Raw genomic sequence first — 23,914 nt, 5'->3', positions numbered from 1 at the left:
TCCTCACCGGCGGCGGGCCCAGCCGGAAGACGCTTCCCTCGGCACGGGCTCGGGCCGCCGACTCCACGTCGCAGGCTCCCATCCGCACGTCAGGACCGCTGGCCATGCCGTGTGCGGTGCCCGGCGACAGCAGGACGGCGTCCCCGGCCCCGATCCGTACGGGGCGCTCGCCCGCGACGTGGAGCCACAGCGTTCCGCGCGCCACCACGTGCAAGGACGCCCCCTGGTGGCTGTCCAGCCACAGACCCCAGCTCTCTCCGGCCTCCAGCATGAAACCGAGCGCTCCCCGCGCGCCCGACACACGCAGGGCGTCCGCGAGCACGTCCACGGCGACGTGTGGTCCGGTCGCCGGGTGCCCCGCTCGGCGGGCCCCGCCCGTCAGGGACCCGCCCGTCAGGGCCATGGGGTTCCCGGTCTTCATGACAGCCTCCGATGCGCCGTGGAACGGCGCTTCCTGTGCCGGAGCCTCGCCACAGGGCAGGGCACCGCCCGGGTCCGGGCGCGTCCGGTTCCGTCAGGGCGCCTTTCCGTCAGGACACCTTGAGGACGATCTTGCCGTGGACCTTCCGGGCGAACAACGCGCCGATGGCCTCGTCCACCTCGTTCCAGTCGCCCCGCAGCCCGACCCGCGCCGACAGTCTCCCGGCGGCCACCAGGCCCAGCAGCTCCGTCATCTCCTTGCTGGTCGGTGACATATCACCATAGGTGTGCAGGGTGCGGGGCTCGCCGAATCCGAAGAGCGAGCCAGGTCCGACGGGGAACGTGGTGCTCAGGCCCGATGCCTGACCGACCAGATGGATGGCACCGCCCTCGGCGAGGAGGCTCCACGCTCGGGCGAGACCCGGCCCGCCGACCGTGTCCAGGACGAAGTCGAACCGGTCCTCGACGTCGGCCAGGTCGGACACGACGTGGGCGGCTCCGTGCTCCCGGAGCCCGGCGGCCCGGTCCGGCGAGCCGACGAGTGCCGTCACCCGCGCGCCCGCCAGGGCGGCCAGTTGGACGGCGAAGTGTCCCACTCCGCCACCGGCACCGGTGATCAGGACCTCGCGCGCCAGCACGGAGCGCTTCCGCAACACGCGCAGTGCGGTGACCCCGGCGATCCCCAGCGCGGCGGCGTCGGCCAACTCCACGCCCTCGGGAACGGTGCCGAGCGACAGAGGACTCACCGCCGCCCGCTCCGCCCAGGCGCCCTGGGCCATGCCGACGGCGACCCGGGTGCCTTCGGCCGGTCCCGAGCCGTCGGCTGCCGCGCGCACGACGACGCCGGCCGCGTCGTGACCGTGGACAGCGCCCGCCGGCCACTCGTCCACGTACTTCAGCTCGCCGAAGTTGAGACCGATGTACCGGATCTCGACCAGTGCTTCATCGGCTGACGGCTTGGGCTCGTCGACATCGGCGAACCGGACGGGACCGTTCCCGCCGTGATTGACCACCAGAGCACGCATGGATCGTTCCTTCTCCCAAGAATGCGCCGTACAGCCCGGCGCTGCGGTTCGAGGACACGAGAACCCTCTTGGGAAGACCCTCACGCACCGGCGGAAGCCCGGCCAGCCCCGTGGGAATCAGATGGTTGATCATCTGTGTCGCTGTGCGGAACCGCGCCTCCCGGCCCGGGGACGGTCACCGGACCTGATGGATGTAGAGCGCGCCGCACGCGTGGCAGAGCGGGCGGCCCGCCTCCGTGCCCCACGCGGTGGCGGGCTGGGTGACCGCGTCCGGGGCCAGGTCGCGTCCGCACAGGCCGATCGCCTCGCCGACCCGGGTCATGTGCCACACCTCGAACCGGGATTCGGCGTCGCGCGGCGAGCGTCCGTCCGCGTACTCCGCGCGCATTTCGTAGTCCATCGTGCGTCTCCTGATCGGCCTCGTACGGTGCGAAGGCCGGGCCGTCCGGCGGCCCGGCGACGCATGATTTCCGCGCGGATCGGCGCTTGAAACAGCGGTCGAGCGGTCCTACGGCTGTGAGAAGGCCGGGGTGAACCGGACGGAGCGCAGCTTGAGGCGGCTGCTCGCGGAGCCGCCGGGCGCCAGGGTGTAGCGCGCGCCGTCGCAGTCCGGCCCGGTGAACAGGGTGGCCCGGGAGTCGGTGCCGTTGCGGGGCGAGTCGGCGGGCGGGACGTATTCGCCGGCCGCCTCGGGGAGGGTGACGCAGACCCAGTCGGGCGGGTTCACCAGCACCCCGTCGTGCGGCAGGCCGTCGAGGCCCGTGTAGACGTAGCCGAACTCCCCCTCGGCCGCGGAGGCGGATCCGGCGGCGGAGACGAGCAGGGTGAGGGCGCCGAGAGCGGCGACCAGAGCGGTGCGGGTGCGCATGTGCGAGGACTCCTCGGGTCGGGATGAGGATCATCAGGCTGCACGACGCGGGGCGTCACCCGCGTCGTGCAGCCTGGGCCTCCTGTCACCTGAAAGGATTCAGCGGTCGGCGGCCTCTCATCGGCTCGTACGACCGGCGGGCCCGTGGGGTCACAGCACGCCCTTGCGCCACTCGCGCAGCAGCAGAGAGCCGAGGTACACGCCGCCGATGGCCATCGTGTAGATGCCGACGGGCAGGTTCTCGAACAGGGGCAGCTGCTGTGCGCAGAGATCGGCGAGGACCAGCAGCAACGCGCCGACCAGCGCGGAGAGCAGCAGATGCGGGCCGGAGCCCCGGGTGAGGCGTTTGGCGATCTGCGGCGCGGTCAGGGCGACGAAGGAGATGGGGCCCGCGACGCTGACGGCGCCCGCCGAGAGCACGATGGAGAGCAGCACGGCGAGGGTCTTCGTGGTGCGCGGCTCGGCGCCGAGGCCCGCCGCGATCTCGTCGCCCATCTCGCCGATGGAGAGCCTGCGGGCGAGGAGGGCGGTGAGCGGGGCGGCGACGAGCAGGACGAGCCAGATGGTGGTGGCGTGGTCCCAGGAACGGGCCGCGAGGCTGCCGTTGACGTAGGCGGTGAGGACGGCGGCCTTGTCGCGTTCCACGGCGTAGACGACGTACTGGATGATGGCCGTGGCGATCGCGGCGACGCCGATCCCGGCGACCACCAGCCGCCCGGGGTTGCGGAAGCCGCTGCCCGTCGACACGTACACCAGCGCCATGGCGAGCGCGGCTCCGGCGAGCGCGCCCGTCCAGACCGGGACGGTGCCGGGCAGGAGCAGCGCGACGACGGCGGCGCCCGCGCCCGCGCCCGCGCCGAGACCGATCACGTCGGGGCTGCCCAGCGGGTTGCGGGTGACGGACTGGAACAGCGCGCCGGAGAGCCCGAAGGCGGCGCCGGTGCCGATGCCGACGACGAGGCGGGGGCCGCGCAGGCGTTCCAGGACGAAGGCGTCCTTGCCGCGCGCGCCGCCCGTGAGGGCGGCGGGGAGGTCGGCGAGGGAGACGCCGAGCCGGCCGAGGGTGAGCGTGGCGGTCGCGGCCACCAGGAGCAGGGCCACGGTGACGAGCGCGATCACGACGGAGATCCGCCGGACGGGCAGCGCCACCGCGCTCCCCACGGTGAGGAAGCCGCGCGGGGCGCCGTTACGGGGGGCGGCGCGCCCGGTGGGTCTCGTGGCCGGTTCCCGGCCGCCGGGCGGCCGGGCGGTCGTGGGTGTCGTCATGTGTTCCCCCTCATCCTGCGTACGGCGAGGAGCAGCGCGGGTGCCCCGATGAACGCCGTCACCACACCGACCATCAGCTCCTGCGGGCGCAGCACGATCCGGCCCACCACGTCCGCCAGCAGCAGCAACGCCGGTCCCACGACGGCGGAGAAGACGATCTGGACCCGGAAGTCGACGCCGACCAGGGCCCGCACGATGTGCGGTACCGCCAGGCCGACGAAGGCGATGGGGCCGACGGCCGCCGTGGCCGCCGCGCTCAGCAGGGTGGCCGCGATCAGTCCGCCGCCGCGCAGCAGGGCCGGGTTGGCGCCGAGGGAGGTGGCGGACTCGTCGCCCAGCGCCAGGGTGTTGAGTCCTGGCCCGAGCAGCAGCGCGAGGAGCAGTCCCGCGGCGGCGAACGGCAGGACGGCGGTGAACACGTCGAAGTCCCGGCCGCCGAGGGCGCCGACGACCCAGTAGCGGTAGCTGTCGAAGACCTTGGGTCTGCTGAGGGTCACCGCCTGGATGAACGCCATCAGCACGGCGGAGAGGACCGCGCCCGCGAGGACGAGCCGTACCAGGCTGGTGCTCGCGCCCGCCGAGCCGATGGCGTGCACGAGCAGCCCGGCCAGCAGCGCCCCTGGCAGCGCCCACCACATGGTGTCCGTCGTGCCGGAGGCGCCGAGGAAGGCGGTGGCGGCGACGACGCTCGCCGCGGCGCCCGCGTTGATGCCGAGGAGCCCGGGGTCGGCGAGCGGGTTGCGGGTGACGCCCTGCATGAGCGTCCCGGCGACGGCGAGGCAGACCCCGGCGAGCAGCCCGAGCGCGGTCCTCGGGTAGCGGCTCTCGATGACGGTGGTCACGTACGGGTCCGCCGTGCCGGAGAGCGCGTCCAGGACGTCGCCGAACGAGGTGGTCCTGCTGCCGAACATGACGCTCGCGAGCATCGCGAGCACGAGCACGGCGAGTCCGGCGACGAGGCTGTACGCCAGCCGAGCGGTCCCCGTACGCGAGGTGCGGGCACCGCTCGGCCGATCGTGTGTGGTGGTGGTCATGCGGTGCGGGCACGCCTCACTTGTCGAGGGTGGTGAGGGCCTTGTCGATCAGCGGCAGGTAGCGGTCGATGACCCACGGTACGGTCAGCGGGTTGATGATCGAGGAGGCGGTGACGAAGGAGTTGTCGTCGCTGGCGACCACGGATCCGCGCTTGACGGCGGGGATCGCTCCGTACAGCTTCTGCGCCTCGATCTCCTTCTTCGTCTTGGCGTCGCTGTAGAAGGTGAAGATCAGGTCGCTGTCCTTGAGCTTCTCGGCGTTCTCCAGGCCGATGAGCGCGGAGGCGGTTCCCTCGGTCTCCTTGAACGTCTTCACCACCGGGTCGGGGGTGAGGCCGAGCGAGGAGACCATCGTGACGCGCTGCTCCTCCGGCAGGAACACCCCGAGGGTGCCGGGGCCGGAGGTGTAGATGTACGAGAAGGAGACGTCCTTGTACTTCGGCCGGGTCGCGGCGGCGTCGGCGAGCTGCTTCTCGATCTTCGTGGTGAGCGTCTTGGCCTCGGCCGGCTCACCGAGGGCCTTGGCTATGATCTCGATCTGCTCGTCCCAGTCCGTGCTCCACGCGAGCTTGGGGTAGGCGACGGTCGGGGCGATGTCGGACAGGATGTCGTACTGCTCCTGCGTGATGCCGGACCAGGGCGCGAGGATGACGTCCGGTTCCAGCTCGGTGATGGCCTCGAAGTCGATGTCCTCGCCGCCCGCGAACTGGGTGGGCGGCTTGTCGCCGTTCTTCTTCACCGCCTCGTTGATCCACGGCAGGTAGCCGGACTTGTCGCTGCCCCACTCGTAGCTCTCGATACCGACCGGGGTGTGGCCGAGCGCGATGGCCGTCTCGGCGGATCCCTGTCCCAGGGTGACGACGCGCTCGGGCTGTTCCTCGATCTTCGCCGTACCGAGGGCGCTCTTGATGGAGACGGGGAAGGCGCCGTCGGCGCTCTTCTCCTTCGACGACGAGCCCGTCGACTCCGGGTCGCCGGACGAGCAGCCGCCGAGGACGAGGGCGAGAGCGGCCACCGTGGCCGTGGCCGACACGGTGAGGGTCTGGCGACGCGCGCGAGTGAACCAAGCTGGCATGGAGGGTCCTTCATGTTTTCGTTGGGCGGCACAGACGCGTCCCACCGGGACGGATCACGCATTCTTAGGTAAGCCTAAGCTTAGCCCGATTTTACTTTCAACCGCCCTGACCGAAACGTCACACGGGCACCACCCGTCCATCCGGCAGAACCCGGTCAGTTCTCCCTGCGGCCGTCCACCCGGCGCGGCACGTCCAGCGGGTTGTCGTCACGCAGCTCGGGCGGGAGCAGCGCCTCGGGCGTGGACTGGTACGACACGGGGCGCAGCCAGCGCTCGATCGCCGTGGTGCCGACCGAGGTCGAGGTGGAGGTGGTCGCCGGGTACGGGCCGCCGTGCTGCTGCGCGGGGGCCACGGCGACGCCGGTCGGCCAGCCGTTGACCAGGACGCGGCCCGCCAGCGGCGTGAGGGCGGCGAGGAGTTCGGCGCCGCCGGGCAGCGCGCCCGTGCCCTCCTCCTCGGCGATCTGGAGGGTGGCGGTGAGGTTGCCGGGCAGGCGCGAGAGCACCCCGGTGACCTCGTCCGCCGAGGTGTAGCGGGCGACGACCGTGACGGGGCCGAAGCACTCCTCCAGCAGCAGGTCGTGCGGGCCCTCGGCCGCGAGCAGGGCGGCGGGCAGCGTCAGGAAGCCCGCGCTGACGGTGTGTTCGCCGCCCGCGCCGGGGGTGATCGGGGCGTCGACGCCGGGGAGCGCGGCGCGCTCGGCGACACCCGCGACGAAGGCGTCGCGCATCCGGTGGTCGAGCATCACGCCGGGCTCGGTCTCGCTGACGGCGGCCGTCAGGGTCTTGAGCAGCCGGTCGCCCGGCTCACCGGCCGGGGCGAGCACGAACCCCGGCTTGGTGCAGAACTGCCCGACGCCCAGGGACATCGAGCCCGCGAGCCCGGTACCGATCTGCTCGGCGCGCTCCGCTGCGGCGGCCTCGGTGACCACGACGGGGTTGAGGGAGCCCAGCTCGCCGTGGAAGGGGATGGGCGTGGGCCGGGTGGCCGCCGCGTCGAAGAGGGCGCGTCCGCCGCGTACCGAGCCGGTGAAACCGGCGGCGGTCACCAGCGGGTGGCGGATCAGCTCGACTCCGGCGTCGAAGCCGTGCACGAGCGTGATCACGTTCTCGTCGAGCCCGACCTCGGCCGCCGCCCTGCGCAGCACGGAGGCGCACAGCTCCGAGGTGGCCGGGTGGTCGGGGTGCGCCTTGACGACGACCGGGCAGCCGGCCGCGAGCGCGCTCGCCGTGTCGCCGCCGGGCACGGAGAAGGCGAGCGGGAAGTTGCTCGCGGAGTAGACGGCGACGACGCCGAGCGGCACCTTGTAGCGGCGCAGGTCGGGCCAGGGCGGGGTGCGCTCGGCGTCCACGTGGTCGATGTACACGTCGAGGAACGCGCCCTCGTCCACGACTTCGGCGAACGCCCGCAACTGGGCGGTCGTACGCGCGAGTTCGCCGGTGAGCCGGACCGGCCCGAGCGCGGTCTCGGCGTCCGCCGCCTCGATGACGTACTCGCTCGCCCCGTCCAGGAGGTCGGCCGCCCTGCGCAGCAGCGCGGCGCGCGTGGTGCGGTCGGCGAGCGCGGCACGCGCGGCGTGGGCGCCCCGTACCGCGAGGTCCACCTCCTCGGCCGTGGCCTCCTGCGCGACCTGCTCACGAGGCTTTCCCGTTCGGGGGTCGACACTCCAGACTGGTGCTGTTGCCACCGCGGCTTCCTTCCCGACTGCGTGTACCTCGGCCCGGTCAGCTGTGCTCCGGACCTCTGCCATCCACTGCTGTTCCCCAGGATTCGTTCGGTATTCTGAACAAGATTCCTGATAGTGAATCTTCAGGGACTCTATTTCCGCGCGTTCTCCATGGTCAAGGTCTGTCCGGGCCTGGGCTCGCGGACGGGCGGTCGAGCGGTGAGAAGGGGCGAGTGACGATGTCGGCTGCGGAGAGCGGTGGCGCGCAGGTCAAGTCCGCTGTACGGACGGTGGAGCTGCTGGAGTACTTCGCCGGGCGCCCCGGGATGCACTCCCTGGCGACCGTCCAGGAGGCGGTCGGCTACCCCAAGTCCAGCCTCTACATGCTGCTGCGCACCCTGGTCGAGCTGGGCTGGGTGGAGACCGACGCGACGGGCACCCGGTACGGGATCGGGGTACGGGCGCTGCTGGTGGGCACCTCGTACATCGACGGTGACGAGGTGGTCGCGGCGGCCAGGCCCACCCTGGACCGGCTCTCGGACGACACCAGCGAGACCATCCACCTCGCGCGGCTCGACGGCGTCAACGTGGTCTATCTCGCGACCCGCCAGTCCCAGCACTACCTGCGCCCCTTCACCCGGGTCGGCCGCCGGCTGCCCGCGCACTCGACCTCGCTCGGCAAGGCGCTGCTCGCGACGTACACCGACGAGCAGGTGCGCGCGCTGCTGCCCGAGACGCTGCCGCCGCTGACCGAGCACACCATCACGGACCGCGAGAAGCTCATCGAGGAGCTGCGCTCCATCCGGGAGCAGGGGTACGCGGTGGACCGCGAGGAGAACACCCTCGGGCTGCGCTGCTTCGGTATCGCGGTCCCTTACCGCACCCCGGCGCGCGACGCGATCAGCTGCTCGGTGCCGGTCGCCCGGCTCACCCCGGGGCACGAGCAGATGATCAAGGACGCGCTGTTCGACGCCCGGGACCGGCTGACCCTGGCGACCCGTCGGCTCTGACCGGCGGACCGTTCCGCCCCGGATGAGGAAATCCTGAGAAGCCCGGCGCGGGGGAACGCCCGCCCCCGCGCCGCTCGTCCCTTCTTCGGGATGAACAAGACGATCAGACACACAGCGGTCATCTGCCTCGGGATGGTGCTCGCCCTCATGGTGCGCGCGACCTGGGTACAGGCGTACGAGGCGAAGGCCCTCGCGGACGACACGTACAACCGGCGCAATGTCATCGCCCAGTACGCGCGACCGCAGGGCGACATCTTCGTGGCAGGTGCGCCGGTCACGGGCTCCAGGAAGACGGACAGCGGCGACCTCGCGTACGAGCGGACGTACACCGACGGCGCGCTCTACGCGCCCGTCACCGGCTTCAGTTCGCAGCTGTACGGCTCCACGCAGTTGGAGGGGGTCTACCGGGACGTCCTCGACGGGACGGACACCCTGCTGAAGAACCCGCTCGACGCGCTCACCGGCAGACAGACCGAGCCCGGCGACGTGCTCACGACGATCGACCCCTCGGTCCAGCAGGCCGGGTACGCGGCGCTGGGCGGCAAGAAGGGCGCGGCGGTCGCGATCGACCCGAAGACCGGCCGGGTGCTCGCGGTGGTCAGCACCCCCTCGTACGACCCGACGAAGATCAGCGGGACGGCGGACGGCACCGCCTGGAAGCAGTTGACCGGCGACGCGGACAAGCCGATGGTCAACCGCGCGCTGCGTCAGCCGCTGCCGCCCGGTTCGACGTTCAAGCTGGTCGTCGCGGCGGCGGCGCTGGAGGACGGGCTCTACGGCTCGGTGGACGAGAGGACGGCCAGCCCCGACCCGTACACGCTGCCGCACACGGCGACCGTGCTGACGAACGAGAGTGCCTCGGCGCCGTGCGAGAACGCGACGATCCGCACCGCCCTGCGCTACTCCTGCAACACCGTCTTCGCGAAGATGGCCGTCCAGCTGGGCCAGTCGAAGGTCCGGGCGATGGCGGAGAAGTTCGGCTTCGACGACTCCGAGCAGGACATGCCGGTGCGCGCCTCGGCCAGCGTCTACCCCTCCGGCATGGACGACGCCCAGACCGCACTGTCGGGAATCGGCCAGTTCGATGTGACCGCCACCCCGCTCCAGATGGCGATGGTCTCGGCGGCGCTGGCGAACGACGGGCTGCTGGCGGCGCCGCACATGGTGTCCGAGGTGGTGGACGGCCACGGTGGCACGCTGCGCTCGTACCAGGACGGCGACACCACCCGGATCGTCTCCTCGGCCACGGCGGCGCAGCTGCGCGGCGCGATGGTGACGGTGGTGGAGGACGGTACGGGGACGAACGCGAAGATCGCGGGGGCCGAGGTCGGCGGCAAGACCGGCACCGCCCAGCACGGCGTGGCCAACGACGGGACGCCGTACGCCTGGTTCACCTCGTACGCGAAGGACGCGTCGAGCGGCGCGGAGGTGGCCGTCGCGGTCGTGGTGGAGGACTCGGGCGCGGCCCGCTCGGAGGTCAGCGGCAACGGACTGGCCGCGCCTATCGCACAGAAGATGATGGCGGCGGCCCTCAAATAGCCGGTTCTACCCATCTCCCGCACACAACCAGCACAACCTTTGATCGACCTGGATCACATCCTGTGATCCAGGTCATCTTTGGGTTGGCCGAAATCAGTGTTACTTTTTCGACGTCACGAGTCTCAGCGACAAGCCCCGGCTTGCTGAGCGGCAACCCTCCTTTCTGCGGTGGGGTGCCCCGGGTGATGACACGGCTCCGCGCGCACACCGATGTGCCGGGAGCAAGCGCGGACCTGTCGGCCAGGTCCTGGACCTGATGACGGGAGTACGGGATGACATCGCGATCAGCGCGTTCCGCCCTCGGCGGCCCCCGGATCCCTCGTACCCGTACCGCCCGTCCCGGCTTCGGCATGCGCGGCAATCGCCGTACTCACCTCACCGCACGGAGGAGTTCTCCCTCATGAGATCTGTCCTGCCCCGCCCCGCCCGCAGGCGCGGATATCTGCTGGCCCTCGCCTCGGCCGGCACCGCCACCGTCCTGACCGCCGTGGCCGGCTGCGGGGTCGACACGGGCGGCGGCTCGGGCTCCTCCTCCGGCAGCGGATCCTCCGGCGGCAAGGGCGAGCAGATCACCGTCACCGCGTTCGCGGGGCCGTGGGGCGAGCTGTTCAAGAAGTCCTTCGTCCAGCCGTTCGAGAAGGACACCGGCATCAAGGTGAACCTCGTCTACGGCGCCGACTCCGACTGGGTCACCAAGCTCCGCGCGGCGGGCGGCAAGGACGCGCCGTTCGACGTGGTGGCCCTCACCCCCGGCTCGCTGCACCAGGCGGTCGGCGGCGGGCTCCTCCAGCCGCTGAAGACGGGCGATCTCAGCAACTGGAAGCAGCTCGACCCGGTGCTCACCCAGCAGTCGACCGTCGACGGCTCCTCCTACGGTGTGCCGCTGACCACCGGCTCCAACGGGCTGCTCTACCGCACCGACAAGATCAAGCAGGCGCCCAAGGACTGGACCGACATCTTCGACAAGAAGTACTGCGGCCATGTCGCGCTGCCCCCGCTGACCTACAACGCGGGCCTGGAGTTCTTCTCCGCGCTGGTCTCCCAGGACGGCGGCAAGCTGTCCAACCCCGCCGATGTCGACAAGGGGTTCGAGAAGCTCGCCAAGCTGAAGAACTGCGTCGCGGCCTACCCCGCCGACGCGGGCAGCGTCTCCACCGTCCTGCAGAACGGCGACGCCTGGATCGTCCCCTTCTGGGACGGCCGCGCCTTCGCCATGGAGAAGGAGGGGCAGCCGATCGGCTTCACCTACCCGGCCTCCGGCGCGGTCGGCGCGCTGACCTCGTACTACGTGCCGAAGGGCTCGAAGCACACGGCGGCGGCCTACAAGTTCCTGGACTACCTCTCCTCCGCCGAGCACCAGAAGCCGTTCGCCGAGGGCACCTTCTACGGCGCGGGCAACGACACGATCGACTACGACCCGGCCTTCAAGGCCAAGGTGAAGTACGGCGAGGACGTCTACAAGAAGTTCACCTGGGTCGACTACAAGACCGCCACTCCGAAGCTCAACGAGTGGCAGCAGCGCTGGAACCAGATCTTCAAGTGAGCGGGAACCCCACAGTGACCAGCGACCCCGAAGCGGCCGGCGAAGCACCGGCCACGCCCGCCCCGGCCACCCCGCACATCGAGATCGAGAATCTCGCCGCCGGGTACGAGGGACAGCGGGTGCTCGACGTCGACCGGCTCTCCATCAGGCGCGGCGAGTTCCTGTCGATCCTCGGCCCCAGCGGCTGCGGCAAGACGACGCTGCTCAACAGCCTGGCCGGATTCGTCACCCCCACCGGGGGACGGATCACGCTGGACGGCGTCGATCTCACCGACGTCCCCACCCACCGCAGGGGCCTCGGTCTGGTCTTCCAGAACTACGCGCTCTTTCCGCACATGACCGTCGCCGACAACGTCGCGTACGGGCTGAGGGTGCGGCGGGTGGAGCGCGCCGAGCGGGACGAGCGGGTCACCGAGTCGCTGCGCCTGGTCGGTCTTGAGCAGTACGCGGGCCGCCGGCCCAAGCAGCTCTCGGGCGGCCAGCAGCAGCGCGTCGCCGTGGCGCGGGCGCTGGCCACCCGGCCCGCCGTGCTGCTGCTCGACGAGCCGCTGTCGAACCTGGACGCGAAGCTGCGCCGCGAGATGCGGGTGGAGCTGCGCGAGCTGCAGCAGCGGCTCGGCATCACGATGGTCTTCGTCACGCACGACCAGGAGGAGGCGATGTCGCTGTCCGACCGGATCGCGGTGATGAACGGCGGCCGGGTGGAGCAGCTCGGCTCGCCCACCGAGGTCTACCGGACCCCGGCCACCCGGTTCGTCGCCGAGTTCATCGGCGCGGCCAACATCCTGGAAGGCGCGGGCGCCGCCGACGGAACGCTCGTCGTGGGCGGCGTCCGGCTCGACTCGGGGCTGGCCTCGCTGCGGGACGGCGCGCCGGTCACCCTGGCGGTACGGCCCGAGCGGGTCGTGCTGGCCCCGGGCGGTGCCCCGGACCCGGCCGCGTTCCCGGCCGGGAGCGCCGCTCGCGGCTCCGGCATCGTCGGCTACCGGGCCTTCACCGGCGAGGCGTGGCAGGCGCAGATCGTGGTGGCGGAGGGCGTCGCGCTCAACGCCCGTACGGCGCAGGAGCCACCGGCCGTCGGGGCTTCGGTCTCCTTCGGCTGGGGCCCGGACGATGTGATCCGGCTCGGGGACGACGCCGGGGACGACGCCGGGGACGACGCCGGGGACAACGCTGGTGACGATGCCGGGGACGATGCCGGGGACGATGCCGGGGACGACCGGTCTTCGCTGCGGAAGCCGGCCGCATGAGCGCGCCCGCGACCGCCCCCGTCGACGGGCCCACCGACAAGACAGGCGACAAGACCGGCGGCGAGACCGGCGGCGAGACCGGCGACAAGACCGCCGGGAAGACCGCCCGCAAGCGCTACGGGGTGCGCGGGCTGCTGCCCGTGACCCCCGTCGTGGTGTTCCTGCTGGCCCTGTTCGTGGTGCCGCTGGTGCGGGTGTTCGCGCTCAGCCTGCACCCGGTGGACGCGAACGGCTATCCGCTCGACGGCTACTCCTTCGTGCAGTACCGCAGGGTCTTCACCGAGTCGTTCTTCTCCGAGGCCCTGTGGCACAGCCTGGGCACCGCGCTGCTGGTGACCGTCCTGTGCGTGCTGCTCGGCTTCCCGGCCGCCTACGCGCTCTCCCGGGCCCGCCAGGGCGTGGTGCGCACCCTGCTGTTCGTGGCGGTCGTCTCGCCGTTGCTGACCAGCGTCGTCGTGCGCAGCTACGGCTGGGTCGTGCTGTTCTCGGCGAACGGCGCGGTGAACCGCGTCCTGGTCGGGCTCGGTCTGCTGGACCAGCCCGCGCGCCTGCTGACCAGCTACTTCGTGGTGGTCGTCTCGGTCGTCCACGTCATGCTGCCGTTCGCGATCCTGCCGCTGACCACCGCGCTCGGCGGGATCGACGACAATCTGCGGCGCGCCTCGCGGAGCCTGGGCGCGGGTCCGGTCCGTACCTTCTGGAAGGTCACGGTGCCGCTCAGCCTGCCCGGCATCGCCGTCGGGGCCACCGTGGTCTTCCCGCTGGCCATGGGCATCTACATCACCCCGCTGCTGGTCGGCGGCGCCAACCAGCCGCTGGCGGGGCTGCGGGTCTACTCGCAGATCACCAGCGTCTTCGACTATCCGGTGGCGGCGGCGCTCAGCCTCACGCTGTTGGTACTCACCCTGCTGGGCGTCTCCGCGCTCGGCACCGGGTTCCGCTTCTGGGAACGGAGACTCCATGGCTGACACCTCGCGCGCCCCGCGCTCCCCGCGCGCGCTGCGCCGTGCCGGGCGCGTCGCGGCGTGGCTGCCCGCCGCCGCCGTCTTCGTCTTCCTGCTGGCGCCGCTGGCCGTGCTGGCGCTCAGCTCGCTCAACTCGACCAGTTCGCTGAGCTTCCCGCCGAGCGGTCTGTCGCTGCGCTGGTACGGCGAGGTGCTCTCGTCGCAGGACTGGCTGGTCTCGTTCCGGCTCAGCGGTGTGCTGGTGCTGCTGGTCGTGCTCACCACCGTCACCATCGGCACGCTCGCCGGGTACGGGCTGGTGCGCGGCGACTTCCCCGGGCGCGGGGTGCTCTCCGGGCTGGCGCTGGCCCCGCTGATGGTCCCCGAGATCATCATCGCGCTGGGGCTGCTCTACTACTTCCAGGGTCTCGGCCTGGTCAACACCCTGCCGGGGCTGTGGCTGGCGCACTCGCTGGTGGCGCTGCCCTTCGTGATCCGTACGGTGATGGTCAGCGCGCAGGCCCTCGATCCGACCCTGGAGCGGGCCGCCGCCACGCTCGGCGCCGGGCGGGCCCGTACGTTCCTCACGGTCACCCTGCCGCTGCTGCGGCCCGGCATCCTCGCGGGCGCGGTCTTCGCCGCCGTCACCTCGCTGGGCGAGGTCGCGGTCTCGGCGCTGGTGTCCGGGTCGAACACCACCACCGTGCCGGTACGGATCTTCTCCGCCGTGCAGTTCCAGCTCGACCCGTCCGTGGCCGCCGTCTCGACGCTGCTGATGCTCGCCAGCGTGCTGGTCCTGGTGGCGGTCGACCGGTTCACCAACTTCTCCGAGGTGCTCTGAACATGTCCGCTGACCCCGCTGGCCCCGTTGCCCCCACCGCCGCGACCCCGCGCGCCCGGGTCGGGATCGACGTGGGCGGTACGTTCACGGACTTCGTCCTCGCGCTGCCCGGCGACCCGCGCGGGCTGCTGCACCACAAGGAGCCCAGCACCCCCGACGACCCGGCGCGCGCGGTGGCCGACGGCATCGCCGCGGTACTCGGCCGGGCGGGGCTGGACGCCGGTGACCTCGCGTCGATCACGCACGGCACCACCATCGGGCTGAACGCGATCATCCAGCGGCGCGGCGCCCGGATCGCCCTCGTCGTCACCGAGGGATACCGGGACATCCTGGAGATCGGCCGCAGCCGCATGCCGTCCTCCTTCGATCTGCACGCCGCGAAGGAGGAGCCGCTCGTCCCCCGGGACCGGATCGTGGAGATCCCCGCGCGGCTCGGCCCCGACGGGCGCCCGGTCCGTACGCCCAGCGACGCGGAACTGGCCCGCGTCGCCGAGGAGCTGGCGGCCACCGGGGCCGAGGCGGCGGCCGTACTGGTCCTGCACGGCCACACCGACCCGGCCTTCGAGGCGGAGGTGACGGCCCGGCTCGGCGCGCTGCTGCCGCAGATGCCGCTGACCTCGTCGGCGGCGATCTGGCCGGAGGTGCGCGAGTTCGAGCGCGCGCTGGTGACCTGTCTCAACGTCTACATCCAGCCGCTGATGCGGCGTTACTTCGACCGGCTCGAAACCCTGCTGGACGGGCTCGGGGTGACGGCTCCCGTCTATATCGCCGCCTCCAATGGAGGGTCGCTCAGTCTGCGTTCGGCGGTCGAGCGGCCCATCGAGACCGTGCTGTCGGGTCCGGCGGCGGGCGTCACTGCGGCGACCCGGCTGGGCCGGGCCGCCGGGATCTCCCGGCTCGTCACCTTCGACATGGGCGGCACCAGCAGCGACATCGCGGTGGCCGTCGACGGCGAGCCGGAGTTCGCCACCCACACCACCATCGGCGGACTGCCGCTGATCCTGCCCGTGGTCGCGGTGAGCGCCATCGGCGCGGGCGGCGGCTCGGTGGTACGGGCGGACGAGCACGGCGTCCTCAAGGTGGGCCCGGAGAGCGCGGGAGCGGCCCCGGGGCCGGTCGCGTACGGCAGGGGCGGCACCCGTCCGACCGTCACCGACTGCTATCTGCACACCGGGGTCATCGACCCGGCGACGTTCCTGGGCGGCCGGATGACGCTGGACGCGCGCGCCGCGGCCCGCGCGCTGGGCGAGGTGGCGACGGGGCTGGGCTTCGGCTCCGGCTCCGGCTCCGGCTCCGGCGCGTCCGGTACGGGAGCGGATACGGGTACGAGTACGGGAGCGGACCGCGCGGCGGACGGCGCGCTGCGCGTCGCCACCGCCGGGATGGCCGTGGAGCTGCAGAAGACGCTGGCAGGACGCGGCCTGGACCCGGCCGAGTTCACCCTCGTACCGTTCGGCGGCGCGGGCCCCACCCACGCCGCCGTGCTGGCCGAGGAGGTCGGCATCCGCGAGATCGTCGTCCCGCCGACCGCCGCGACCTTCTGCGCGCTCGGCGCGGTCGGCGCCGATCTGCGCCGGGACTTCGCGCGCAGCCTGCGCCGCGAGCTGGACGACGCCTCGATCGCCACCCTGGACACCGTCCTGACCGGCCTCGAAGAGCAGGCGCGCGGCTGGCTCGCCGGGCAGGGACCGGCGGCAGGGGCGCCCGAACTGTCCCTGGCCGCCGACATGAGCTACCGGGGCCAGGCGTACGAGCTGCGGGTACCGCTGCCCGCGCCGCTCACCCAGGACGCGCTGCGCGAGGCGTTCCACACCGAGCACGAGCGGCTGTACGGCTTCCGCGACACGGACGCCGCGATCAGCCTCGGCACCGCGCGCCTCGCCATCAGCTCGGCGGGGCCCGAGATCGTACCGGCGGCCACGCCCGTCGGCGCGCGTACGGAGCCGCCCGTCCCGGCCGGACACCGTACGGTCCTGCTCGCCGGGCGGCGGGTCACCGCCGAGGTGCACCGGCGCGAGGCGCTGCGCCCCGGGCAGAGCCTGCCGGGACCGGCCGTGATCGAGCAGGACGACACCACCGTGCTGGTGCCGCCGGAGTGGACGGCCGGGGTGGACCCGCTCGGCAACCTCCGTCTCACCCGCTCCTGATCCTGATCAGCACCCGACCCACGCAACGGCAAGGAAGCACCCGCCCATGAAGCTCGACCCGGTCACCCTGGAGATCATCGGCAACAAGCTCGGCGCGCTGACCGAGGAGATGTGCCTCACCCTCCAGCGCACCAGCCGCTCCCTGTACGTCAAGGAGACCGCCGACTTCTGCTGCGCGCTCGCCGGGCCCGACGGGCGCTTCACCGCCTACCCGCGCGGCATCGGCGTCTCCGGCTTCGTCGGGCTCGACGTGCGCACGGCCGTCGAGCACGTGGGGCCGCTGGAGCCGGGCGACGTGATCATCACCAACGATCCGTACACCTCGGGCGGTCTCGCCACCCACCTGCCGGACATCCAGCTGATCGAGCCCTACTTCCACGAGGGCGAGATCGCCGGGTACGGCTGGGCGTTCATCCACTGTTCCGACATCGGCGGCCGGGTGCCCAGCAGCCTCGCGCCGACCAACCACGAGATCTACCAGGAGGGCCTGCGGATACCGCCGGTCAAGCTGGTACGGGCCGGTGAGCCCAGCCGGGACATCGCCGCCCTGCTCGCCGCGAACAGCCGCACCCCCGAGGCCAACGACGGCGATCTGCGCGCCATGCTCGCCGCGCTGCGCACCGGCCGCGAGCGGCTCGCCCGGGTGATCGAGCGGCACGGCGCGGCCGAGGTCGCCGCCGCCCACACGGACCTCGTGGAATACACGGCGCAGAAGGCGCGGGCGGCGCTCGCCGGGCTGCGCGACGGCACCTACCGGTTCACCGACTACCTGGACGACGACGCCGTCTCCTCCGTACCGGTGCGTATCTCCGTGGCCGCCACCCTCGACCGGGGGGCGCTGCACCTGGACTTCACCGGCACCGACCCGCAGGTCGCGGCGGCCTTCAACATCGCCAGCCACGGGCGGGCGCACGCCTGGATCACCACCCGGGTGCTCGCGCTGATCTGCACCCTGGACCCGGCGATCCCGCTGAACGGCGGGCTGATCAGGCCGGTGACCGTCACCGCCCCCGAGGGCTCGGTCGTCAACGCCTCGGCGCCCGCCGCCGTCGGCATCCGGCACGCCACCGCGTCCCGCGTCAACGACGCGCTCGGCGGCGCGCTCGGCCTGGCGGCGCCCGAGGTGATGCCCGCCGCGAGCAGCGGCCTCGTCGTCCCCGTCGTCGTCGCCGAGAACGCGCCGGGCGGCGGGCAGAACGTCCAGGTGCTGGAGCCCATGGTCGGCGGCACGGGCGCGCGGGAGGGCGCGGACGGGGTGGACGGGCGCGACAGCGGCATCTCCAACCTGGCCAACAACCCGGTGGAGACCGTCGAGACGGAGATCGGCGCGGAGATCGTCCGCTACGCGCTGCGCCCCGACTCAGGCGGCCCGGGACGCTGGCGCGGCGGCTGCGGTCTGGAACTCGTCTTCCGGATCCTCGGCGACGACTGCCGACTGCTCGCGCGCGGCCTGGAACGCATGCGGTTCCGCCCGTGGGGCGCGGCGAGCGGCGGTCCCGGTGTCCCGGCCGAACTGGTCGTCAACGAGGGCGGGGACGACGAGCGGCGCCACCAGAAGATCGACATGGTGACACTGCGCAGGGGCGACACGGTCACCTTGCGCACCTCGGGCGCGGGCGGCTACGGCGATCCGTGGACCCGCGACCCGGAGGCGGTGCTGGACGACGTACGGCGCGGGCTGGTCACCGAGCGGGCCGCCGCCCGGGACTACGGCGTGGCGATCACCACCGGCGCCGACGGCCGCCCGGCGCCCGACGGACCGGCCACCACCGAGCTGCGCCGCACCCCACCGCCCGCCACCCCCGGCGCGGGCCCCGAGCGCGCCGCCTGGGACACGGTGCACTCGACGGAGGCCGCGGACCGGCTGGTCGCGGCGCTCTTCGGCCTCCCGGCGGCGGGCCGGTACGCGCGCCGGGCGGCGATCCACACGGCGGTGCTGGCCGAACTGCCGGAGGGCTTCCCCTCGACGGCGCGGACGGCCCCGGCCTCCGAGGCTCAACTGACGGCGGCGCGCACGGTGCTGGCGCGGCTGACGGCCGAACTGGAAGCGGAGACACGTCGGTCCGAGGCGCCCGTCCAGGCCCTGTCTTCAAAGTAGCGCCGTCCGCCCGAAGGGCGGGGCCCGCGGCGTCCGGTGCGTGCGATCGCAAGGCCGTGTGTGCTGATCGCCGCGCTGACGGCGTACGCGCCGGCCCGTCGGGACCGTCCGCCCCGGTCCCGGGACTCGCCTCGGACGCGGCCCCGATCAGCCGAGGCGTGAGACCTCGCGCAGCGCGGAGCCCACGGCCGCCAGGTCCGCGTCCGAGGCGAGTCCCGCGTGGTACAGGCGCAGTTCGGTCGCGCCGAGCGCCTTCGCGCGGGCCGCGTTCCCGGCGAGTCCTCCGGGGTCGCCGCCCATGCCCCGGACGACACCGAGGTTGGCGGCCAGTACGGAGGTGTCGTCCCGGTGGTCCGCGAAGGGGCCGAGCATCGCCTCGGCGGCGCCCGCGGAGCAGGGCAGGACGACGCCGTCCGCGACGCGCAGGATGTGCGCGGGGTCCACTCCGGCGTTGGCCCCCGTGCGGTACGCGGCGGGGTCGGCGTGCAGCAGCACCTGGAAGCCGGGCCGTGCCTCGGCCCGTACGGCGGCGACCGCCGCCTCCTGGAGCGTACGGGCGACCCCGCCGCGCCAGTCGGCGGCGAGCGCGGCGAGATCCGCGCCGAGGAGCTTCTCGACGGCCGTCCAGCCGGCCTCGGTGGAGCCGGTGGCCCAGCCGGGCGCGAGCGCGCGCCGTACGGTGTCGGCGAGTTGGTCCGGGTCGCCGCCGAGACCGGCGTAGCCCGCACGGCAGACGGCGCAGAAGCAGAGCGACATCAGGTACTGGGCCGCGTCGCCGAGCGCGGCGCCGCCGGTCTTGTCGTGGGCGTGCAGGTGCGCGAATCCGTACCAGCCGCAGGACTCCAGCTCGACGCCGCTCGCCCCGGGGCGTACGGCCGCCTCGGCGGCCAGCTCCACGAGGTACGCGGCGACGGCGGGCCGCGCGACACAGGGCGCCCAGGGGTAGCGGTCGCCGTACGCGTTGACCACGGAGGTGTCGGGGTGTTCTGCGCCGAGGCGGGAGCTGTGCGCGAGGACGACCCAGCTGTGCACGTCGAGACCGGCGGCGGCGAGCGACTCGGCGGCCTCGCCGTACGCGTCGCCCGGCGCCCAGTCGCCCGCCGGGTGGGGGCGCACCGGGTGGCCCGCCCACCGCGCGGGGTCGGGCGGGTAGAGGACGGCGGCGTACTCGGCGGTGACGACGCGGTGGCGCGGATGGCGCGGGGTGAGCGCGCGAGTGGAGTGGTAGGCGGCGGCGAGGGTGACCTGCCGGACGCCGAGGTCCGCGATCCGGGCCGGGGCGGCGGGGTCGCCCACCACGTCCCAGGGGTAGAGAAACACCGAGGTCTTCACGCGCCGGTCTCCTTGTCGTCCGCGGGTACGCGCGGCTCGCCCGCCGGGTCCCGTCCCTCGCTCCCGGACAGCCGCGCGAGCAGGGCGCGGCCCCGTTCGACGATCCCGGCGAGTTCCTCGATGTGCGCGGGGTCGGGCTCGCTCAGGGGCGGCCGTACGCCGCCGACGTCCAGCCCGCCCAGTCTGACACCCGCCTTGACGAGCGAGACGGCGTATCCCTTTCCCTTGGACCGCAGTTCGACCAGCGGGCGGTAGAAGCCGTCCAGCAGCCGGTTGACGGTCGTGTCGTCGCCCGTGGTCAGGGCCCGGTGGAAGGCGAGGGCGATCTCGGGGACGAAGCAGAAGACGGCGGAGGAGTAGAGGGTGATGCCGAGCCCCCGGTAGGCGAGGGCGGTGAGTTCGGCCGTGGGCAGCCCGTTGAAGAAGAGGAAGTCGCGGTCGGGCCGTTCGGTGCGTACGGCGCTCACGATGCGCTGTGTCAGCTCCAGATCGCCGTGGCCGTCCTTGAGTCCGGCGACGCCCTCCACCCCGGCCAGCGCGACGACGGTCCGCGGGGTGAGGACCGCGTTGTCGCGCTGGTAGACGACGGTCTCCAGGGAGGTGGCGGCGGCCAGTTCGGTGTAGTGGCGCAGCAGTCCCCGCTGATCGGCGGTGACGAGGTACGGCGGCATGGCGAGCAGCCCGTCGGCACCGGCCTCCTCGGCGGCCCGCGCGTACTGGACCGCGAGCGCCGTACCGTAGCCCGCGCCCGCGACGACGGGGATCCGGCCGGCGGTCTCCTCGACGGCGGCGGCGACGCAGTCGCGGAACTCCGCGGGGTTCAGGGCGTGGAACTCGCCGGTGCCGCAGCACGCGAAGACGGCGGCGGCCCCCGCCTCGACGCCGCGCCGGACGTGCTCGCGGTAGACGGCGGGGTCCGGGCCGCCGTCCGGGCCGTACGCGGTGACGGGGAAGAACAGCGGCCCGGCCACCCGGGTGAGCCGGTCGGCGAGCGGGGCTGAGGTCACGGGCACTCCCTGGCCGTGCGGCGAGCGGCTGACCACTCGTGCACGATGGTGATCGATGTCCATATCCCTGAACATCGCACGCTAAGGCAGCCTCTCCGGGCCGGTCAAGACACGGAAACGGGACTCGCCGACGGATTCTCCCCCTGTCGCGCGGCACTTGACGGCGGTTCGCCACGCTCCATAAGTTGTCCACGCATGTGAATGACAGCTGCGCATATGAGTCGCGTTCGAGTCCGGGATCCGGGCGCGGATCCGAGCCGTCGAGGAGAAACCCCCATGCCCGCACCCCGCACCGTCCTGCTGACCGGCGCCGCCGGGGGCCTCGGCACCCTGATGCGGGGGCTGTTGCCCGCGTACGGCTACGAACTGCGGCTCTTCGACGCCACCCCCATCGAGGGCGAACCGGACGCCATCACCGCCGATCTCGCGGACCACGAGGCGCTGCGCGAGGCCGTACGGGGAGTCGACGCGATCATCCACCTCGCGGGCATCTCGCTGGAGGCGTCCTTCGACAAGATCCTGCGCGCCAACATCGCGGGCACGTACAACCTGTACGAGGCGGCCCGCGCCGAAGGGGTGCGCCGGACGGTCTTCGCGTCCAGCAACCACGCGGTGGGCTTCACCCCGCGCCCGGAGGACGGCGATCCGCTCATCCCGGTCGGCACCCCGCGCCGCCCCGACACGTTCTACGGCCTCTCCAAGTGCTTCGGCGAGGACCTGTCCCAGTTCTACTGGGACAAGTACGGCCAGGAGACCGTCTCCGTGCGCATCGGCTCCTGCTTCCTGGAGCCCACCTCGGTGCGCATGCTCTCCATCTGGCTGAGCCCCGGGGACTGCGCCCGGCTCTTCCACGCCGCGCTCACCGCCGAGGACGTCGGCCACAGCATCGTGTACGGCTCGTCGGCCAACACCCGGCTCTGGTGGGACCTGACGAGCGCGCGGGCGCTGGGGTACGAACCCGAGGACGACTCGGAGCAGTACGCGGCGAAGCTCGTCGCCGCCCACGGCGAGTTGGACCCGGCCCGCCACCCGGACCACGCGTACCTGGGCGGCGCGTTCGTCACCGACCCGCCGCGGTGGCCGTACTGACCGGGCGTGAGGGCGGGGCGAGGACGCGGGCGGGGCGAGGACGCGGCCGGGTCGAGGACGCGGCCGGAGCGAGGACGCGGCCGGGGCGAAGGCGCGGCCGGGGACGACACGCTCGGGTAAGGGAACGGCAAAGCGGGGCCGTTCGTTACACGCGGCATGACAGCAATGACCCCAGGCTCGAACATTCCCCTGCCCACCGCCCAAGTGGCCGTGGACGTCGCCGCGCCCGTGCGGCTCGACGTGTCGGGCCTGCTGCTCACCGGTGACGGCAAGGTGCGCTCGGACGACGACTTCATCTTCTACAACCAGCCGACGGGCTCCGGCGTGAGCTACCGCTCGGGCGGCGGCACGGCGCCCGACGCGATCGTCATCGACACGGCGGCCGTCCCGGCCGGCATCGAGAAGATCGTCGTCACCGCGTCCCCGGACGAGGCGGGCCAGAGCTTCCAGGGCATCGAGCCCACCGCCACCATCCGCGACGCCGCGACCGGCGCCCCGCTGGCCACCTTCACGCCGCCCAGGCTGAGCGCCGAGACCGCCCTGGTGATCGTGGAGGTCTATCTGCGCAACGGCGCCTGGAAGGCCCGTGCGGTCGGCCAGGGGTACGCGAACGGACTGGCGGGCATCGCCACCGACTTCGGCGTCTCGGTCGAGGAGCCCGCGCCCGCCCCGGCGACCGCGCCCGGCAGCGGCAAGGTCAACCTGGACAAGGGCCGCGTCAGCCTCAAGAAGAACGAGACGGTGTCGCTGGTCAAGGCGGGCCGCCCCCTGCTCAGCCAGGTCAGGATGGGCCTCGGCTGGGAGCCCGCGTACAGCGGCAGCGACATCGACCTCGACGCCTCCGTCATCGCCTACGGCCCCAACCGGGACCACGTGGACAGCTGCTACTTCGGCAAGCTGTCCATCCTCAACGGAGCGATCAAGCACTCGGGTGACAACCTCACCGGCGACGGCTCGGGCGACGACGAGGTGATCGTGGTGGACCTCGGCCGGATCCCCCCGGAGGCGTCCGGTCTGGTCTTCACGGTCAATTCCTTCTCGGGCCAGAAGTTCACCGAGGTCTCCAAGGCCTACTGCCGCCTGGTCGACGCGGCCACCGACGAGGAGCTGGTCCGCTTCGACCTGACCGGCGCCGAGCCGCAGACCGGCGTAATGATGGCGAAGCTGATCCGCCAGTTCTCCGGCGAGTGGGAGATGACGGCCATGGGCGAGTTCGTCAAGTCCCGCACCGTACGGGGGATGGTGAAGCCCGCCGCGAAGAGCCTGTGACGGAGGCGATCACAAGTCCGTGACGGAAGCGATCACCCGATCGGGTGACAGGCCGTGCCCCTGGGCCACCGCGGGTCCTGATGGTCCGCGGCACGACTCCCAGGGGCTCGGCCTACCGGGGCAGCACGCCCTGGCTCCCGGACGGGCTTCAGAGCTTGGTCAGTTTGGAGAAGGGGCTCAGGATCCTCCCCTGACGCCCCGAGAAATCGATGAGCACAGCGTGTTCGCCCTCGACTCCGATGACTCTTCCCAACCCGAACTGATCGTGGGAGACACGGTCCCCCACATCGAACTGCTCGGGCGGGGGTGAGGCCGGGGCCTGGCGGTTGAAGGGACTGGACGGCAGGTGGCGCCGGGATCCGGCTGACTTTGTCATTACTTTGAGTATGCGCCCAATGAGGGCCGCCGCGCCATGCCCGATCAACCACGGGCCCCCGGATCACCCCTCCCACAGGGGTCTACGAACAAATTCTTTACCCTCGCCCCGGCC

Annotated in this window: 21 protein-coding genes and 1 riboswitch; of the genes, 10 read left to right on the top strand and 11 right to left on the bottom strand. The window is 72.4% G+C overall.

The annotated features are described in order from the left end of the window. The 8 genes from DVH02_RS25140 to DVH02_RS25105 form a co-directional block, all read right to left on the bottom strand. The coding region (locus DVH02_RS25140) for a cupin domain-containing protein (RefSeq protein ID WP_147286125.1) at positions 1-328 on the bottom strand (328 nt) is incomplete at its 3' end. A gap of 202 nt (positions 329-530) precedes the next feature. Continuing rightward, positions 531-1,445 (bottom strand): zinc-binding dehydrogenase, encoded by a 915-nt coding sequence (locus tag DVH02_RS25135; RefSeq protein WP_114626129.1) that lies wholly within the window; start codon positions 1,443-1,445, stop codon positions 531-533. 175 nt (positions 1,446-1,620) lie between these two features. After that, positions 1,621-1,845: a hypothetical protein gene (locus tag DVH02_RS25130; protein ID WP_114626128.1), complete on the bottom strand. Its 225-nt coding sequence runs from the start codon at positions 1,843-1,845 to the stop codon at positions 1,621-1,623. Positions 1,846-1,953: 108 nt separating this feature from the next. Further along, positions 1,954-2,313: a hypothetical protein gene (locus DVH02_RS25125; RefSeq protein ID WP_114626127.1), complete on the bottom strand. Its 360-nt coding sequence runs from the start codon at positions 2,311-2,313 to the stop codon at positions 1,954-1,956. A gap of 150 nt (positions 2,314-2,463) precedes the next feature. Beyond that, positions 2,464-3,579 (bottom strand): FecCD family ABC transporter permease, encoded by a 1,116-nt coding sequence (locus DVH02_RS25120; protein WP_114626126.1) that lies wholly within the window; start codon positions 3,577-3,579, stop codon positions 2,464-2,466. Beyond that, complete coding sequence (locus DVH02_RS25115) at positions 3,576-4,613, bottom strand: FecCD family ABC transporter permease (protein WP_114626124.1); 1,038 nt, start codon at positions 4,611-4,613, stop codon at positions 3,576-3,578. Before DVH02_RS25115 ends, DVH02_RS25120 begins: the two co-directional genes overlap by 4 nt. A gap of 16 nt (positions 4,614-4,629) precedes the next feature. After that, positions 4,630-5,688: an iron-siderophore ABC transporter substrate-binding protein gene (locus DVH02_RS25110; RefSeq protein WP_114626122.1), complete on the bottom strand. Its 1,059-nt coding sequence runs from the start codon at positions 5,686-5,688 to the stop codon at positions 4,630-4,632. A gap of 155 nt (positions 5,689-5,843) precedes the next feature. After that, positions 5,844-7,376 carry an aldehyde dehydrogenase (NADP(+)) gene (locus tag DVH02_RS25105; RefSeq protein ID WP_233518448.1) on the bottom strand — a complete coding sequence of 511 codons (1,533 nt, stop codon included), beginning with the start codon at positions 7,374-7,376 and terminating at the stop codon, positions 5,844-5,846. A 218-nt stretch (positions 7,377-7,594) separates the two neighbouring features. Between DVH02_RS25105 and DVH02_RS25100 the strand changes: the two genes are divergently transcribed. From DVH02_RS25100 to DVH02_RS25065, 8 genes are all read left to right on the top strand, one after another. Then, positions 7,595-8,365, top strand: coding sequence for an IclR family transcriptional regulator (locus DVH02_RS25100; RefSeq protein WP_114626118.1), 771 nt, complete (start codon positions 7,595-7,597; stop codon positions 8,363-8,365). Positions 8,366-8,455: 90 nt separating this feature from the next. Beyond that, entirely contained in the window at positions 8,456-9,904 is a 1,449-nt protein-coding gene (locus DVH02_RS25095; protein WP_114626117.1) for a penicillin-binding transpeptidase domain-containing protein, read from the top strand. 111 nt (positions 9,905-10,015) lie between these two features. Next, positions 10,016-10,138, top strand: a riboswitch (SAM riboswitch). 166 nt (positions 10,139-10,304) lie between these two features. Beyond that, entirely contained in the window at positions 10,305-11,447 is a 1,143-nt protein-coding gene (locus DVH02_RS25090; RefSeq protein WP_114626116.1) for an ABC transporter substrate-binding protein, read from the top strand. A gap of 14 nt (positions 11,448-11,461) precedes the next feature. Further along, positions 11,462-12,697, top strand: a complete 1,236-nt coding sequence (locus DVH02_RS25085) for an ABC transporter ATP-binding protein (RefSeq protein WP_114626115.1) — start codon at positions 11,462-11,464, stop codon at positions 12,695-12,697. Beyond that, complete coding sequence (locus DVH02_RS25080) at positions 12,694-13,665, top strand: ABC transporter permease (protein ID WP_114626113.1); 972 nt, start codon at positions 12,694-12,696, stop codon at positions 13,663-13,665. Before DVH02_RS25085 ends, DVH02_RS25080 begins: the two co-directional genes overlap by 4 nt. Further along, positions 13,658-14,482 carry an ABC transporter permease gene (locus DVH02_RS25075; protein ID WP_114626111.1) on the top strand — a complete coding sequence of 275 codons (825 nt, stop codon included), beginning with the start codon at positions 13,658-13,660 and terminating at the stop codon, positions 14,480-14,482. Before DVH02_RS25080 ends, DVH02_RS25075 begins: the two co-directional genes overlap by 8 nt. A 2-nt stretch (positions 14,483-14,484) precedes the next feature. Further along, complete coding sequence (locus DVH02_RS25070; protein WP_114626109.1) at positions 14,485-16,629, top strand: hydantoinase/oxoprolinase family protein; 2,145 nt, start codon at positions 14,485-14,487, stop codon at positions 16,627-16,629. 46 nt (positions 16,630-16,675) lie between these two features. Next, the gene (locus DVH02_RS25065) at positions 16,676-18,727 is read left to right on the top strand and encodes a hydantoinase B/oxoprolinase family protein (protein ID WP_114626108.1); all 2,052 of its coding nucleotides are present in this window, start codon (positions 16,676-16,678) and stop codon (positions 18,725-18,727) included. Positions 18,728-18,874: 147 nt separating this feature from the next. Here DVH02_RS25065 and DVH02_RS25060 read toward each other — a convergent pair whose 3' ends face one another. Together DVH02_RS25060 and DVH02_RS25055 are read right to left on the bottom strand one after the other, a co-directional pair. After that, positions 18,875-20,059 carry a hypothetical protein gene (locus DVH02_RS25060; RefSeq protein ID WP_114626106.1) on the bottom strand — a complete coding sequence of 395 codons (1,185 nt, stop codon included), beginning with the start codon at positions 20,057-20,059 and terminating at the stop codon, positions 18,875-18,877. Beyond that, entirely contained in the window at positions 20,056-21,066 is a 1,011-nt protein-coding gene (locus DVH02_RS25055) for a 5-dehydro-4-deoxyglucarate dehydratase (protein WP_114626104.1), read from the bottom strand. Before DVH02_RS25055 ends, DVH02_RS25060 begins: the two co-directional genes overlap by 4 nt. Before the next feature lie 276 nt (positions 21,067-21,342). Between DVH02_RS25055 and DVH02_RS25050 the strand changes: the two genes are divergently transcribed. Both DVH02_RS25050 and DVH02_RS25045 read left to right on the top strand, forming a co-directional pair. Further along, a complete protein-coding gene (locus DVH02_RS25050) occupies positions 21,343-22,155 on the top strand; it encodes an NAD-dependent epimerase/dehydratase family protein (RefSeq protein ID WP_114626102.1) in 813 nt (270 codons plus the stop codon). Positions 22,156-22,320: 165 nt separating this feature from the next. Next, the gene (locus DVH02_RS25045) at positions 22,321-23,424 is read left to right on the top strand and encodes a TerD family protein (RefSeq protein WP_114626101.1); all 1,104 of its coding nucleotides are present in this window, start codon (positions 22,321-22,323) and stop codon (positions 23,422-23,424) included. A gap of 148 nt (positions 23,425-23,572) precedes the next feature. Here DVH02_RS25045 and DVH02_RS36430 read toward each other — a convergent pair whose 3' ends face one another. Beyond that, positions 23,573-23,800, bottom strand: coding sequence for a hypothetical protein (locus DVH02_RS36430; RefSeq protein WP_114626100.1), 228 nt, complete (start codon positions 23,798-23,800; stop codon positions 23,573-23,575). Positions 23,801-23,914: the final 114 nt, after the last annotated feature.

It is taken from the genome of Streptomyces corynorhini (genome assembly GCF_003346515.1).
GTDB lineage: Bacteria > Actinomycetota > Actinomycetes > Streptomycetales > Streptomycetaceae > Streptomyces > Streptomyces corynorhini.
The sequence above is the reverse complement of the archived record's forward strand: the minus strand, read 5'-3'. Positions and strand labels throughout refer to the sequence as shown.

What these genes read in the sequence shown, in the direction of transcription:
- DVH02_RS25115 (WP_114626124.1), bottom strand. Translation starts at nt 4,613, where the DNA reads ATGACCACCACCACACACGATCGGCCGAGCGGTGCCCGCACCTCGCGT.
- DVH02_RS25065 (WP_114626108.1), top strand. Translation starts at nt 16,676, where the DNA reads ATGAAGCTCGACCCGGTCACCCTGGAGATCATCGGCAACAAGCTCGGC.
- DVH02_RS25120 (WP_114626126.1), bottom strand. Translation starts at nt 3,579, where the DNA reads ATGACGACACCCACGACCGCCCGGCCGCCCGGCGGCCGGGAACCGGCC.
- DVH02_RS25070 (WP_114626109.1), top strand. Translation starts at nt 14,485, where the DNA reads ATGTCCGCTGACCCCGCTGGCCCCGTTGCCCCCACCGCCGCGACCCCG.
- DVH02_RS25050 (WP_114626102.1), top strand. Translation starts at nt 21,343, where the DNA reads ATGCCCGCACCCCGCACCGTCCTGCTGACCGGCGCCGCCGGGGGCCTC.
- DVH02_RS25100 (WP_114626118.1), top strand. Translation starts at nt 7,595, where the DNA reads ATGTCGGCTGCGGAGAGCGGTGGCGCGCAGGTCAAGTCCGCTGTACGG.
- DVH02_RS36430 (WP_114626100.1), bottom strand. Translation starts at nt 23,800, where the DNA reads ATGACAAAGTCAGCCGGATCCCGGCGCCACCTGCCGTCCAGTCCCTTC.
- DVH02_RS25135 (WP_114626129.1), bottom strand. Translation starts at nt 1,445, where the DNA reads ATGCGTGCTCTGGTGGTCAATCACGGCGGGAACGGTCCCGTCCGGTTC.
- DVH02_RS25045 (WP_114626101.1), top strand. Translation starts at nt 22,321, where the DNA reads ATGACCCCAGGCTCGAACATTCCCCTGCCCACCGCCCAAGTGGCCGTG.
- DVH02_RS25080 (WP_114626113.1), top strand. Translation starts at nt 12,694, where the DNA reads ATGAGCGCGCCCGCGACCGCCCCCGTCGACGGGCCCACCGACAAGACA.
- DVH02_RS25125 (WP_114626127.1), bottom strand. Translation starts at nt 2,313, where the DNA reads ATGCGCACCCGCACCGCTCTGGTCGCCGCTCTCGGCGCCCTCACCCTG.
- DVH02_RS25110 (WP_114626122.1), bottom strand. Translation starts at nt 5,688, where the DNA reads ATGCCAGCTTGGTTCACTCGCGCGCGTCGCCAGACCCTCACCGTGTCG.
- DVH02_RS25090 (WP_114626116.1), top strand. Translation starts at nt 10,305, where the DNA reads ATGAGATCTGTCCTGCCCCGCCCCGCCCGCAGGCGCGGATATCTGCTG.
- DVH02_RS25130 (WP_114626128.1), bottom strand. Translation starts at nt 1,845, where the DNA reads ATGGACTACGAAATGCGCGCGGAGTACGCGGACGGACGCTCGCCGCGC.
- DVH02_RS25075 (WP_114626111.1), top strand. Translation starts at nt 13,658, where the DNA reads ATGGCTGACACCTCGCGCGCCCCGCGCTCCCCGCGCGCGCTGCGCCGT.
- DVH02_RS25095 (WP_114626117.1), top strand. Translation starts at nt 8,456, where the DNA reads ATGAACAAGACGATCAGACACACAGCGGTCATCTGCCTCGGGATGGTG.